The organism is Helicobacter labetoulli, from assembly GCF_003670275.1.
Taxonomy (GTDB): Bacteria; Campylobacterota; Campylobacteria; order Campylobacterales; family Helicobacteraceae; genus Helicobacter_C; species Helicobacter_C labetoulli.
In genome coordinates, this window is record NZ_QXJF01000004.1 from 126,960 (window position 1) to 141,253 (window position 14,294).

The window sequence follows — 14,294 nt, forward strand, 5'->3', positions numbered from 1 at the left end:
TTAATGCTCCTTATTTTTTCTTGTTGTTTTTAGATTCTTCTTCTTCATTTTCCTTAAGAATCTTAGCCATAACGCTCCCGTCTGTATTCTTGTAGCTTTCATTGATGAATTTACCGATATTTTCATCATCGCTCAAGTCAGCCCTGTCTATCTCTTCTGGCGAGATGCTAAATGGTAGCTTACCTAGCTGTGTAGGAATACCTCTATTGCTTCCATTAACCGTTGGCACTGAGCTTCCCGGGATAAAGTCTGGGCGTTCTAGCCATACATAAATATCGTGTCCTGCTATAAGTGTGCCATACTGATCTTTGTAGGGTGCTACCCAAATTGTTGCCACAACACCAAAGTCAATAATTGTCCTTGCGGTATTGTTTCTACTTCCTATAATGGGCTTAAAGCGTGATTGATAAGCCTGTTGATCTACAACCGCTGTTTCATAAATAATCTTGCTCCCACAGCCTGTAAAGAGCAAGATAGATGCGCTTAAGAGTATAATTAGTTGTTTTTGCATGCGATTCCTTTATAAGTTCTTTCTATGGTTTCCTCCCTATTAGAGAGAACCTCAAATGTTGGCTTACAAACACCAGCTTCTCTATAGTTACAGCCATTCTTTTCACAATACCCCTTGCTTGCACCTATAGAGCAAGCACTTAAAACAAGCATTTCAAATCCTAAAATCAAAGCCATTTTCCACATATTAAAAGTCCTCCATAAACGCATTGTTGGTTTCTTGGTAATTGTATTTATCATCACCCATTCCTTCATCATCGCTAGAATCGATGCCTGCTATACCTTGCCCCTTATACGGAACAAGAGCTATCTTTTCTCCGCCCTTAAACATAAGGGTAACCTCTCTCCCACCTCTTACATTGATGACTGGGTTAAGGTTTTGAAGGTATTTTTCATAAATCTGAATAAGTCTTCCTAGAGTTTGGGAAGCTGCGTTGCTACCACCCGTTCCAAATGAAGCATTCAGGTTTTGATAGCCAGTTGGCGTTCCTGTTGTTGGAAGCACAACATTTGTAGCGCTTCTTGTAACATAATCAAGTGCTGTTTGAACGGCTGCCAAAGGAAGAGAGGCTCTTAAAACCTTGCCTTCTTGTGTGATAAGCACGCCTTGCACGCCAAGCTGTCCATTCTCATCTGAAGCCCAACCTTGGACTTGTCCTTCGGCAATAAATTTATCTCCTTCTTTGTTGGTAAAGATACAAGAGATTTTATCAAGCCTGATTTGTGCTTTTTGCACTGTCATTTGCCCCACTGCACTTCCTAATACAAGACAATCTTTTGTATTGGTGTATTCTCCATTAGCAATACTCATTTTACTCATAATGGAAAACATTACAGGGACATCTTCTTGCCTTCCCATACCTAAAATACTCGCATCAACACCATTAAGCATAATGGCTCTGCTTAGTCCTAGAGCAATATCAAAGGTCAGTTCTTTTGGCTCATTTGGATCTGGATACTCATCATCTGGATCAGGTTCTTTTTGAGTAATATTGAGCTTTAATTTTTTTGTTACAAGAATCTTGTTTTCTGGGGAATCATTTTCAACCTCTTCTAAATCTTGCGTGTCTTCTCCGGGAAAGCCTACTACATCATTTCCTGTAACCTTTTTTGTCGTATCTTTTTTGTCTTTGTCGCCATCTGTCTCAGTAGGCGGGATTTCGCTCTTCTTTTTGGCTTCCTCTAAAACTAAATCTGATTTTTTATTTGCCTCGTCAAAAAGCTCTCCCTGCTTTGCTTGAAGCTCTTCAAATTTCTTTTTAGTTTCTTCGGTGTTTTTACCAAGCATACTCAAGATTTCATCTTTAAACTTTTCAAACGAGCTGTCTTGTCTAGCCACTTTTTCTTCTAAGTCCTTGCTCTTTTTTTGCGTGTATCTATCCACATTCTCAACACGCTCATCAAGAGATTTGATTCTAGAGCTCATATTATCAAGCCCTTTTTTAAGAATATTGCCTAGCTCTTTAATGCCATCTTGCTTTAAGCCTTCTATGGCATCAGAAATCTCTTGAAATTTTTGGCTGTTGGTTTCTTTCATATTTTTCATTTGTTGTTCTGTTTGTTGCTGCCATATTGCAAAGTTATCAACCTTAATATCAACGGTCTGCCTTTCTTCTTTCTTGGCATATTCTTGTTGGCTTTCGCTATAAAGTGTCATTGCTCGCATAATAACAATTATGATAAAAACCACAATTACAGCAACTACAAAGATACCTATCTTTTTGTTTCTTATTTGTTTGTAGCGTTCCTTAATCTTGTCTCTTGAATCCATATCATCAAAAGCAGAGTTTGTTTTTGCACTTAATCTGTCTTTGATAATGGCGAAGAAACTAGGCTTTTTATTGTTTTCTTCTTGCATTACTTCTCCTTGGGTGCTACCACTGGTGCTGCTATGTTAGGCTGCTCTTGTATTGCTTGACTTGCCTGCATATATTCTTTTTCAGTGCCTCTTGTATCAAATACTATCACAAAGATAATGCTTAATGCAAATGCCACAACTGCAATGATAAGCTGTTTTTTTAGCGTATTCATTCCTACTCCTTTCCTCTGGTGTGCTACTCAATTAGGGATATTTTCTCTTCAATATCTCTAATTTGTTGAAAATCAAAGGCATATTGCTCTGGTAGCTCCATTTTCTTCTTGGCTCTTGTAAGGGCAACATATAAAAGATTAAGCTCTTCTCTAGGAACTTCAAATGGACAGCCTTTATGATCGTCCATAATCTTCAACAAATCAATAAAATCATTTTCTATTTGCACAAAATCCCACTCTAAACCTTTGCTTTTATGAGCTGAAGTAATAATACAATCAGCATCTTTAATGGGATAATGTTTTATGTCCCTCACAACAGCAAAGAGATTTTGTGTTTTTGCATACTTGTAGAAAATCATCAATCTTGTTTTTGCTTCCACATCAGAACATTCTTTGATATATTCCCTTAATTCTTTTGCATCTTGAAATTTTGAATAGAAGTTGTTTCTGATAAACTTTCTAGTCTCTAGATTTCTTGAATGCAACAAGGCAATATCTAGTATATCTGAAAAATTATACCCTTTGATTCCTCCGATAAAATGAAATTTTATCTCTGGATTAGATACGACATAGTCAAATACTTTCGCATTTGTCCTGCAGATTATACATTGCTTGTTTCCACTTTTTGGTAACAAATTCTCATCGAACTCCACATCTTGTCCTACAAGGGGCTTACTAGCTCCTAATAAATACAAAAATGGGTTTGCACGATCCACAATGTAGTTGGGGCAACGAAATGTTCGTGTGAGGTAAAAAATTCTTGCATCTTTATGGTCTTTTAGCATATCAAGAGCGTTGATGCACTCTCTAAAACCATAGATTTTTTGATATGTGTCCCCTATATAGACCTGTTTGCTTTTTTGCGTGGATACTATATCAAACATAACCGGGTTTAAATCTTGTGCCTCATCAACAAGAATATACTCGTATTCGCTCAAATCTGGAGAATCAAGCTGATACATTTTAAGATAGAAATCATGTTCAAACGGGAGATCATCATCAGTGAGAATGTCACTCCACAACTTAGGTAACAAAAAGGATATTTGCTTTTCATCGCTGTTACAGCTCGCTAGGGCTTCTTCTATTGTCATGTTTGAGTTGATAAACTTCCTAAAAAGCTTCATTAGCATATTGGCAAAGATACCCTGATACTTGTTCCCCTCAAAATACACAAAAAGATCCTTTGGAGTTAGACTACTATTAGAAAGTCTGCTCCTGTATGGATGTATCTTTTCTTTGAGAGAACGCAGGGCAAGGGAATGTATGGTTACACAATTTACATTCTCAAGAGAGCTGAATTTCTTTGTTGCTTCCTTAGCCATAGATGAATTGTATGCTAGATACAAGATTTTAGATTCTGCTCTCTTTTTGCAATACTCCACTAGGGTTGAGGTTTTGCCTGTTCCAGCATAGGCATTCACAAGCGTGATTTGGCTTTGGCTCTCAACAATCTCTTTTTGCTCCTCTGTTAAATTCACTTAATCTCCATAACATGTTCTTTTTTTGTTGCTTGGCTTTTTGAAATTTGACAAACAATGATTTTAACCGTTGAAACTGGTTCAAATACCCTTGTGTGTGGATTATTTTTACTTTTTTTTTGAAAAAATCACATTTCAAAAAGCTAAACCAAGCCCGTAGGCTTAGTTTATAGGCTTAGAATGGAAGCTCATCTTCTTCCTTATTTTCTGCCTGAGGGGCTGGAGATTGTTGTGGTTGTTGCATATTTTGTGTAGCCGGAGCTTGTGGGCTCATCTCTCCCCCTTGCTCTGCAATGCTTGGTGTTGAAAAAATATCATTTTCTAGCATATTCTCCTCAACAACTTGAGCCTGTGGTTGTGGAAGCTGTTGTGTCTGAGCTTGTGGTTGTTGTTGCATCTCAGGCTGGACTTGTGGCTGCATACTTGCTATATCTTGATGAGCTGGAGTTTGAGCTTGGGGTTGGGCTTGTGAGGCTGAATCATCACCAGCTTGTCCTTGAGCAGCAGACATAACAGAACCTGCAAGTATATCTCTGGCTTGTTTAAGTGTAGCATATTGGCGTTGCCCATCTTCCTCTATGGCTTGAAGCAATTCACTATACAGCTTAGGATTTAACGCCTTAATTGAGCTATCTGTTCCGACATTAGCCTTAGCTTGATTGATGTTTTGATTAAGCTTGTTAATCTTGGAATCGAGGACACTTAATGCTTCGTCTTTAGAGAAAGCAAGCTGCCACGCATTAAGTTGTGCTCCTAGTGTTTGCACGCCTTGAAGTTGCTTTTGCATCTTATCTTTTTCTGCTGCGAGGGTAGCTTCAACTTCTTGTGCAACATCCGGGTTTAAGCCAAATTTAGGAGCTATAATTAATCCGCCAACAAATCCTATGCCCAGTGAAAGAGTCATAACTATAGCGATACTTTTTATAGAGCTTGAACTTCTTTTTTTATAAGCTCTAGGCTCATCAGGATACGCAGCATTAGAAAAGCCATTGTTAAAATAGTTTTGTTGAGATTGTTGCATTTGTTGTTGCATACCTGCATTAATTTCGTTTTGAATGGCTTGCTCGTATGACGAGGTTCCACCTTGACCTTCAGGCATAGAACCTGCATAATGTCCATTTTGCATATCTTGCCCGTATTCTTGTTGTGTCTTGTTTTTTTGTTTAACATTTTCTCTCCTTTTGTTTTTCGTATGTTTCAATGTTCTTTTTGAGAACACTCCTTCTTTCTGAAACCGTAGCCATAAAAATAAGGCTAATCAAAAGTATTGGGGCAATTTCCCACAATACACCCTGCATCACTTCCCCCTGAAAAGCATCTTGCTGGTATATGTGAATGTGGCTCATAAAAGTATGAACCACAAAGAACAAAGCACCATATATCCAAGCCTCAAGGGCAAGCTCAAGACGAGAGACAAGCTTAATTTGTCTGCCTATCTTATTTTCAAGATTTGCCATGTTTATCCTCTCGGATTCTTTTACTTTGTTTGAATACTCTGGATATTTTTTTGCAAAAAATCTACCCAAGAACGATTCATGTGGAGACAAAGAAATGGATGGCTCTTTTTGCTTTTCTTCAAGAAACAAGCGATCCATATCAACAGATTTTGTTTGTGGGGGGTATTGTGCTTCCCCATCTTACCATAGATAGTTTTCTTTGTGTCAAAAACAACAATGGATGAATCCAAATGGCTACAAGTAAAACTCCGACAGAGAATGGTTCCTCCGCTAAATACGCTGCAGTAAATGCAATTATTACAAAATGGCATAGCATCAAAAAAATGTTACATATCCTCAATGCTATGCCTAATGAAAGATTTTTCACTAGGCACTCCTTTTGGTATGTTTGTGATCAATAATACAAAAAAAGCTAAAAGTCGCAAGAACTTTGGTGATATTATAAGAAAAAAAGCAATATAAAAGCAAACGATGGCAAATCTAAGGCTTTTTGATATTCTGAAAAATAGCTATCGCAAATTCAATATGTCGAAAAAAACATTTTTTTTCGACATATTCCAAGGATATGGTGAAATTTTTCATTTTTTTCGACATATCACGCACTATACGAAACACAAAAAAGTTGAGACCAACTCATATTCTTTTTGATAACAGCTCTATAAGAACAAGATTTTCTCCTTGCATTTTTAACAGCTCATCTGTGAAGCCACTTTTACTGAACAATATGCAGCACTTAATTGGAAGCTGACTTTCTATCGTCTTGGCTTTCTGTTTTAAATTGTCAAATACATCTATGCCTACTTTTTTGTTGCTGTATTTACACTCTCCAACTATTAGGGAGCTATCTGTGATCCCAACAATATCAATCTCTATATTCTTGTTCCAATATCTCCCACATTTAAGAGTGTTGAAATATTGTGCAACATAGGAAACAGCAAGTTTTTCATAGCTTTGCCCCACAAAAGCGTTGAAGTTTTGCTTTATTTTATGCAAGACATATTCGCTGTTGCCTATCTCAAGCTGGCTTTTAAAAGGCAAAACATACCTAAACCAAAACCTAAAGAAATTATCCTTAATAAAATATAAGCCTTTCTTGCTTTTGACTGGATTTTCCTCTGTGATTGGAACTTCCTTATAGATTATATCCAGCTCAATCAGCTTAGAAAGATAAGGCATAATACCATTGGCATTTTTTCCTAATCTACTTGCTATATTGCCTATTTTATGCTCTCCATTTGCAATGATTTCCAGTATTGAAAAATAAGTAACAGGCTCATTAACTTCGTGCTGAAGAATGAATTGTGGCTCATTGTAAAGATAGCTTGAAGGACTAAGAATATTGTCTTTAATATTCTCAAAAATATTTTTTTTTGGTTCAATCATTTCCAAATACTTTGGCACGCCATAAAATATACTATAAAGCTCAAGAAGTTGTTCTTGGCTATGTGTTGGAAAAAACTCATTGAGATGGCAAAATTCTATTGGTTCTAGTTTTATAGAACTCGTCCTTCTCCCATAAAGCGGAGAGCTGTAAGACAATGTTTGTTCACACATCATAGAGATAATTGAGCCACACAAGACAAGGTGAATGTTTTTACTTTTGATAGTTTCATCAACAATATATTGAAATTGCGATGGCACAGAAGAATCTTCTTTGCCAAGATACTGAAACTCGTCTATGATAACCACAAGCTTTTTTACGATCTCCTTGCTAGCAATATATTCAAAAATCCCAACAAAGTCTTTGAATATGAGAGTTTTCATTAGGTTATCTTCAAAAAAATCAGCAATAATGAATTGCAGCTTTTCTCTCAATATGCTTGCGTTCTCCATTGTTGAGAGAAAATATATTGCAGGCTTGTCTTTAACATATTCTTTCAATAAAGAAGTTTTGCCAACTCTTCTCCGACCATACAAAACAGAAAAGCTCAAGCCTTCCTTGCTGTATTCATTGTTTAGTATCTCTAGTTCATCATATCTATCAACAAACACTTTCACTCCTCTTGTAGATTTATTATAATCCATTTTATAATAATTTGGATTATAATAAGATTAAAGTGTTGGTGCAAAACAATACACATGCGATATATGTGATTGTTAAGGCGAATCTAGAACACATCTAAATTAACAAAAATTAGCTATAATCGGGTTATATTTGGGTTTTTAACCTGTGAAAAAAAAGGAGTAGAGCGATGACAAATTACAACACTTACAGCGAGAGAAAACTACAAGGGGAGCTAAATGCCACAAGGACAGCTATCTCAAAGCTTCAAAGCGAAAAGGCAAAACTAGATAAAAAAATAGAAAAGACCACACAAAAGGAAAATGCTATCAAACAAGCATTGATGCAAAGGCTCACGCCAAATGATGAAACTGCTTATGCACTAAAAAATGCGAAAAGTCTGCCAGAATACACAAGCCACGAACAACTACTCAGAGATGTGATGGCTGAAATTGAAGCGGAAAAAGAATGAGAACGATAGATGTTAAAAACACTTACAAGCAGGATTTGAAGCGGGTAATTAAGCAGGGATGGGATGGCAGCAAAATAAACAATGTCATATCTCAACTCTTAAGCGATGATATTTTAGACCCAGCATTGCGAGACCACCCGCTAACTGGCGATTATAAAGACTTTAGAGAATACCATGTGAAAAGTGATTTAGTAGTCGTGTATAAGCGAACCACAGAAATTCTAAGCCTTTATCGCATAGGACGCCACCAAGATATTTTCAAAGGCTACTAATCAAAGCATATCACTGAACGACTAGGATGTGCCAAAACGCTCCATCCCCACTTTTTCATTTTTTCCACTTTCCAGTTTCCTTTTTTGTGATAAGATCTAGCAAATTCTGCTACATAGCAGTTTTCCTCAAAACAATACAGAACAAAAGACCATAGGAATATATAGCATTGCAAGTGCATACTCAGATTCTATCTGTGCCTTGACAATTTTCTATATATTCTCATTAATGTTATAAAAATAAGAAAATAAACAAAGGAGTAAAGTATGCCTAAAAAGCTACTTCTAGTCATATTGTCTGCAATTCTAATGCCTGTTGTTGCTTCAGCACAGAGTTTCTTGGTTGATTATTTCCCAGTGCTTGTTTATGGAGACACAGACATTTACAAACAAGTCTTTAACGGCGTAGCTGTTATGTTTAATAACAAAACGACTGTGGGCTTTGTAACAAATGTTGTGGGGATATTAGCGTTTATTATGATTGTGTGGAGACTAACCTTCAGGCACGGCTCTGCTGGTGGCGGTGAAACTGGAGCTGCACCTTGGGAGATGTTCTTTAAACAATTTGCATTTCTTTGTATTATTATGTTTGTTTTTCTCAATCCAGCATTCAAATCGACTGTGACAATTATAGACCAAAGAACATTCTTTGGGAAGCAGACTATTGGAGGAGGAGCGAGCAAGATTCCTATTGATAATGTCCCAACAGTGCTGGCATTTGTAGCATCTGGAACATCATATTTGGGGTACGCTCTTGTCAATCTTGTAGATACAGCCTTTGCCAGCTCAAAAATTAATGGTGCAAGATATAGTGATATTGGTTTTATGACAAATTTTTCATCTTTAGACAGAAATAAAATGCTAGAACTGCCCGGTCCAAAAAACCAAGCCCCAAATGAAGAAAGAGCCATAAAAAAACTAATCAGATTTATTGAAAAATGTGCCTTGCCATATGAGGAAATTACAGGGGATAGACTTCAGGCAATGGAGTTTGGAAGCTCCAGCTACACTGGGCTAGATCCAAATACTTGGAGATATAAAGATAGAATTAAACACCTTGAAGCAGAAAGAGGCGTATCCTGTTTGGATTATTATAATAATATCGATGGACAGGTTACAGATGCTTTTAAAACTTGGGAAAAAAGAGCAATTCTCTCTATGGGGCTTAATCCGGGCACGGCAGGACCTGCACTCAAAGCAATGGGCGAAAGCACACTTGCAGCACCAGATAATGTTGCCGGGAAGATGACAAATATGTCGGGGCTTCTGCAATATCATCTTAGGTCATCTATGGACAAAGCTGTTGCTGCAGCACGCTACAACGATAGTCTTGGTGTAACGGGTGCAAGTGCCGAAGCCATTAATCAAAGCATATTGTCTGCCAACGCAAAAATGGCGGATATAACTTCTCAGGTAAGATTCTTGTTCTCCGCTCAAACCTTACCAAAAGCCCTGCATATTCTTATAGCGATACTTTATGCCATATTCCCATTTATGCTGGTAGTTGTGGCTATTCGTGGCTATCCAGAAGGGCTAAAGGTATTGTATTACTTCGCAGGCGGTATGCTTTCTATGGAGCTTATAAAAATGTCTATGGCTCTTATTCACGGTATTGTTTCGCACATTACAGCTACTAATGGAGCTGAAATTCTTGGTGCAGCTACAGGAGGAAATGGGCAAACAGTTGATTATAATAATATTGTGCATGGGGAGGCATACTTTCGGTATATGGCAGAACAGGCTACACTTGCTGCTGATATAGGCACAGCTGCAATGTTTATGATTCCTATGGTTATTGCAACAGGGCAAGTAAAACTACTTGGTTCAGCTTTGGGTGGAGCTGTAACAGGACATGCTCCAAACGCCACAATGCAAAGTGCAAGTGCTGAAATGTCAAAAGCTAATGATGCGGAAAATAGGGGGGCAGATACAGTAGTTGCAGGCTATGCAGCTGCAGCTGTGATGAAGGGCATTGAGGAAAATAATGCCGCCATTGCATCACTTAGTAAAATGGATCTTTACAATGATTTTAATAAGGGGCAAATAGGACAACAAAGGCAACAAATAGGATCTGTTGCCGGATATGGTAGTGAGCTTAAGAGTGAACAAGATTTTGCAGCGGTAACAAGTGGTGGTATGTTTCAAGGCGTTCAGTCTGCTGCTAATATGAAGTCGCTTGGGCAAGAGTTTGAATCTGAGCAAAACTTTCTTAATGGCAAACACTCTGATGGCAGAGCTTTGGCTAGAACTCTTGGTAATGATGCCACAGCAAAAACCATAGGTTCAGCTAGAGGATTAATGGCAGGAGATTTCTTTAATGAGCATGGCGATTTTGACACGGCGAGAGAAGGCAATATTTATCGCCAAGGCTTAGAGAACCAAGCCCGCATTTCAGCAAACCAAACAGCAGGTGTAGGTAAATTAGGAGAATTTACAAGAGAACAGATGAATGCTATTCAATATGGGGCTGAAGCTGGGGCATTAGGGCAGATAGCGCAGGGGAAAGCATTGATGGATGTGCATAACAGGGGACAAGCTTTCCAAGATAGCTATAGTAAAACAGCATATATGAACGCACACCAAAGCCTTAGCCAACAAAAAGGAGCTGCTCAGGCTTATGATTCGGAAACAAATGGAGGCAACATAAAGATAGCAGAATCTATGGGGAGAGTGAGTAATGCTATAGCGTTAAGGGGACACGCCAAATCTATTCAAGCTGCTGGGAGCGAGGAAAACATCATATCAGCAAATGCTGGAGATGCGGCAGAGAAAGCATTGACTCAGGCAGTATCACACGGAGCAAAAGTTGCATTAGGAGCGAGACATAGCAATGGTGGTCTCAATCTTGGGAGTGAAGCAACAAGTGGGATAATGGCACAAGCATTAAAAGATGCAGGTGCTGCGGTTGGTAATGCGGAAAATACAATTAGTAATTTTCAAAATTCATTAAAAACAATGAAGGACAAAACAGATGCTGAACATAATGAAAACTATGTTAAAGACCCTAACAGCACAGCAACTTTTGCTCGATTTGCCGCTAGCAATCCAATGCAAAGGTTTGAGGATATTAAGAATCTTCCAATAACAGCAGAGGGAAGAGAGGGTGAAAATTGGAAAAAATTCCAAGGAGGTGTAATTTTAGAAAACAAAAGGCTTGATGATGCTAAGACCCAAGCTGACAACGCTTTTAATGCTGCACAAGATGGTGATTTTGCAGAAGCTGGCAAACTCTCTAGCGTACAAAACTACACTTTAGGAGCAGCTGGGACAACAGGGACATTCAATGCTTCTGGTGGATTTGTGCAAGGTGGCACTCAATCAGGTGTAAGTCTAAGCCATAATACACAACATAGTTATAGCAGTGGAATCACAGCAAGTGGTGGAAGTTTATTTGCAGCTAGTGCGACACAAATGGGCTTTAGTGCTGATGGATTTGCAGCTGGTGCCTCTGCATTGTCTGCGGTAGGACAAATTGCAAGCACAGCCTCAATGTTTGGTAGGATTGCTGGTGGTGTATCCTCTCTTATGGGTGGAGCTGGTGGAGATGCACTAATGGCAGCACAGCAAGGAGTGCAAAGAGCTAGTGCTAGAGTTGCTTCAGCACAATCACAACTTAACTGGGCGACAGAGCAAGCTGCCGGGACTTATCAAAGGTTTGGTGGAGCTTATGCTGGAATGAATGCCCAGCAAATTGGAAAAGCCTCTGCGGACTTACAAATGGGCATACACGATATGAATATGAGAGTAGGAAGACTGAATGGTATAAAAGGTAGGCTTCTAGATGAAGGTGTAAATAAGTATGACCCTACGATAAAAAGTCTTAATAGGCAGATGAGACACCTAAATACAAACATAAATAGAGATGGAATGAGAGTGAAATATCTAGGCTTAAGAAACAATCAAATTAATGCAGAACACAATCTCGCTCAAGCTCAACTTGAGGAGAGTTTTGCAAGGATAAAGCTAAGTAGTTTGTAGGGTTATTTGACACATGGATAAAGAATGGTCTCAGTTTTTGGAACAACAACTCTCTCTCCAAATACGATTGAGCGAATTGTTTCCTTGTAAGGATTTTCAATATATATCTCATCTTTTTTATTGGGAAGCTCTACGCCATTCATCTTTTTCATATTGGTTGAATAGCAAACTTTCATTTCCCAATTCGGCTTACCAGAAATATCTTGAATTGCAAGATAATTTTCATAATTCTCATTCATAATCTGAAGCTCTTTGTATAAAGGGTTGTTTATTGTTTGTAAATAGCCCATTTCCTCAATAATTGCATATCTCAGATTTTGTTCTATAGCCACATATCTATTATCGACCACTCTATTCAGTGTTGTTTTTGGAACAATTCTCTCCACAAATAAAGTCTCCAGTGCAGCATTCTTGTTAGGTAAGGATAAATATACAAAAAGAACACCACACAACACAACGAATAATACTGCAATCAACAATAGTCCATTCCTAGCTCCTTTATTCTCTTCAAGATCTTTCATCAAAAAATGCCAATCTGCATAACCCATTTCAAACTCCTTTTTTGTTTTATTTAGCGACATTATAACAGAATCCAAAGTTTGGATTCAAATGGGAATTTGTAGTAAATGGATTCTGTGATAGAATAGTGGTTTGATTTTGTGTCAAAAAAGGAGAAAATATGCTGCAATTCCGCTTAAGCACAAATGAAGAAAATAGCAGTATAATTCCACGCATAGACTTCCCGGGCATTGTATGCTGACTGGGGAGTGCTTTATGTCCTACACAAAAGGCTTCAAAGACTATCCAGAACTTATCCTTTTACTTAAAGACCGCGGTCTTGTTGTCAATGATGAGAAACTAGCAATCAATTTTCTTAAGTCTGTCCATTACTATCGCCTTAGTGCGTATTTTATTCCTTTTTATACATCTTCAAATCTCCCTTGCTTTACACCTCATACAAGCTTTGAGGATGTGGTTTTGCTATATTCCTTTGATCAAGAGCTAAGAGACTTGGTATTCAAACACATAGAGCAGGTAGAAATACTACTAAGAGCTCAAATCACGCATATTCACGCAAGAAAATATGGAGCATTTGGCTATGCCAAGCAAGAAAATGCTTTGCGAAGACACATAGACAGAGGCAAATTGTTCAATGAGTTTATGGCACAACTCCAGCAAGAGCAAAAAAGATCTGGAGAGGAGTTTGTCGCACATATACAAGACAAATATGGCACTGATGTCTTGCCTATTTGGGCGGCTGTGGAAATTTTGTCTTTTGGTAGCCTTGTAAAATTCTTTAAACTTCTTTTGCAAAATGAGCAACTTGATGTGATGTCGTATTTTGGTGTTGATTCACTTAGGTTAAATGTATTTATCAACTGGCTAGAAACGCTTGTGTATGTTAGAAATTTATGCGCTCATCATTCAAGACTTTGGAACAAGCAATTTGTAAGAAAGTTTAAACACGATACTCGCCAAAATTTTGCGACAAATGGTATTAAGACTGATAAGGTTTTCTTTGTGCTTAGTGTGATTGCAAAGCTTACTAGAAAGCATAATATTGTGGATGAAATCCAAGTGCTGTTAGCAAGGTATCCTAATGTAGCCATTGAGAAAATGGGGTTTCCTGTTGATTGGAAAAGCATACTTTCAAGAAATAGTTTGGGGTTAAATAATTCCCATTAGATTCTTTCTTTAACAGCCCTATCTTTAATTCCTACAATACAAAATATATTCCATTCTCAACACTCCCTCTACACCCAAGGCTTAGAGAACCAAGCCCGCATTTCAGCAAACCAAACAGCAGGTGTAGGTAAATTAGGAGAATTTACAAGAGAACAGATGAATGCTATTCAATATGGGGCTGAAGCTGGGGCATTAGGGCAGATAGCGCAGGGGAAAGCATTGATGGATGTGCATAACAGGGGACAAGCTTTCCAAGATAGCTATAGTAAAACAGCATATATGAACGCACACCAAAGCCTTAGCCAACAAAAAGGAGCTGCTCAGGCTTATGATTCGGAAACAAATGGAGGCAACATAAAGATAGCAGAATCTATGGGGAGAGTGAGTAATGCTATAGCGTTAAGGGGACAT

The 14,294-nt window shown here is 38.1% G+C and carries 13 protein-coding genes and 1 pseudogene; 5 read left to right on the forward strand and 9 right to left on the reverse strand.

Annotated elements, in window-relative coordinates; genetic code table 11:
- Positions 1-10: 10 nt before the first annotated feature.
- The 8 genes from EBF12_RS02870 to EBF12_RS02905 all read right to left on the reverse strand — a co-directional run bounded on the left by EBF12_RS02870 (position 11) and on the right by EBF12_RS02905 (position 7,468).
- Positions 11-511, reverse strand: coding sequence for a hypothetical protein (locus tag EBF12_RS02870; RefSeq protein ID WP_034586270.1), 501 nt, complete (start codon positions 509-511; stop codon positions 11-13).
- Complete coding sequence (locus tag EBF12_RS02875) at positions 496-750, reverse strand: hypothetical protein (RefSeq protein ID WP_138129061.1); 255 nt, start codon at positions 748-750, stop codon at positions 496-498. Before EBF12_RS02875 ends, EBF12_RS02870 begins: the two co-directional genes overlap by 16 nt.
- Complete coding sequence (locus tag EBF12_RS02880; RefSeq protein WP_121726324.1) at positions 698-2,368, reverse strand: TraB/VirB10 family protein; 1,671 nt, start codon at positions 2,366-2,368, stop codon at positions 698-700. Before EBF12_RS02880 ends, EBF12_RS02875 begins: the two co-directional genes overlap by 53 nt.
- Positions 2,368-2,541, reverse strand: a complete 174-nt coding sequence (locus tag EBF12_RS11035) for a hypothetical protein (RefSeq protein WP_157979039.1) — start codon at positions 2,539-2,541, stop codon at positions 2,368-2,370. Before EBF12_RS11035 ends, EBF12_RS02880 begins: the two co-directional genes overlap by 1 nt.
- A gap of 23 nt (positions 2,542-2,564) precedes the next feature.
- Complete coding sequence (locus EBF12_RS02885; RefSeq protein WP_121726325.1) at positions 2,565-4,019, reverse strand: UvrD-helicase domain-containing protein; 1,455 nt, start codon at positions 4,017-4,019, stop codon at positions 2,565-2,567.
- Positions 4,020-4,194: 175 nt separating this feature from the next.
- On the reverse strand, positions 4,195-5,145 hold the full coding sequence (locus EBF12_RS02890) for a hypothetical protein (RefSeq protein ID WP_157979040.1): 951 nt from the start codon (positions 5,143-5,145) through the stop codon (positions 4,195-4,197).
- A gap of 37 nt (positions 5,146-5,182) precedes the next feature.
- Positions 5,183-5,614, reverse strand: a complete 432-nt coding sequence (locus EBF12_RS02895) for a hypothetical protein (protein ID WP_244196326.1) — start codon at positions 5,612-5,614, stop codon at positions 5,183-5,185.
- A 495-nt stretch (positions 5,615-6,109) separates the two neighbouring features.
- Entirely contained in the window at positions 6,110-7,468 is a 1,359-nt protein-coding gene (locus tag EBF12_RS02905; RefSeq protein ID WP_167444784.1) for an ATP-binding protein, read from the reverse strand.
- 200 nt (positions 7,469-7,668) lie between these two features.
- Here EBF12_RS02905 and EBF12_RS02910 point away from each other — a divergent pair, with 200 nt between their 5' ends.
- The 3 genes from EBF12_RS02910 (at position 7,669) to EBF12_RS11655 (ending at position 12,197) form a co-directional block, all read left to right on the forward strand.
- Positions 7,669-7,950, forward strand: a complete 282-nt coding sequence (locus EBF12_RS02910) for a hypothetical protein (RefSeq protein ID WP_121726328.1) — start codon at positions 7,669-7,671, stop codon at positions 7,948-7,950.
- Positions 7,947-8,222 (forward strand): type II toxin-antitoxin system RelE/ParE family toxin, encoded by a 276-nt coding sequence (locus tag EBF12_RS02915; RefSeq protein WP_121726329.1) that lies wholly within the window; start codon positions 7,947-7,949, stop codon positions 8,220-8,222. Before EBF12_RS02910 ends, EBF12_RS02915 begins: the two co-directional genes overlap by 4 nt.
- Before the next feature lie 264 nt (positions 8,223-8,486).
- Entirely contained in the window at positions 8,487-12,197 is a 3,711-nt protein-coding gene (locus tag EBF12_RS11655) for a conjugal transfer protein TraG N-terminal domain-containing protein (RefSeq protein WP_244196327.1), read from the forward strand.
- A gap of 2 nt (positions 12,198-12,199) precedes the next feature.
- Here the strand turns inward: EBF12_RS11655 and EBF12_RS02935 are convergent, their stop codons facing one another.
- Positions 12,200-12,745, reverse strand: coding sequence for a hypothetical protein (locus EBF12_RS02935; protein WP_121726330.1), 546 nt, complete (start codon positions 12,743-12,745; stop codon positions 12,200-12,202).
- Between the two features lie 226 nt (positions 12,746-12,971).
- Between EBF12_RS02935 and EBF12_RS02940 the strand changes: the two genes are divergently transcribed.
- Together EBF12_RS02940 and EBF12_RS11245 are read left to right on the forward strand one after the other, a co-directional pair.
- A complete protein-coding gene (locus EBF12_RS02940) occupies positions 12,972-13,883 on the forward strand; it encodes an Abi family protein (protein WP_157979041.1) in 912 nt (303 codons plus the stop codon).
- A 156-nt stretch (positions 13,884-14,039) separates the two neighbouring features.
- Positions 14,040-14,294: pseudogene (locus EBF12_RS11245) on the forward strand (hypothetical protein); the annotation flags it as partial.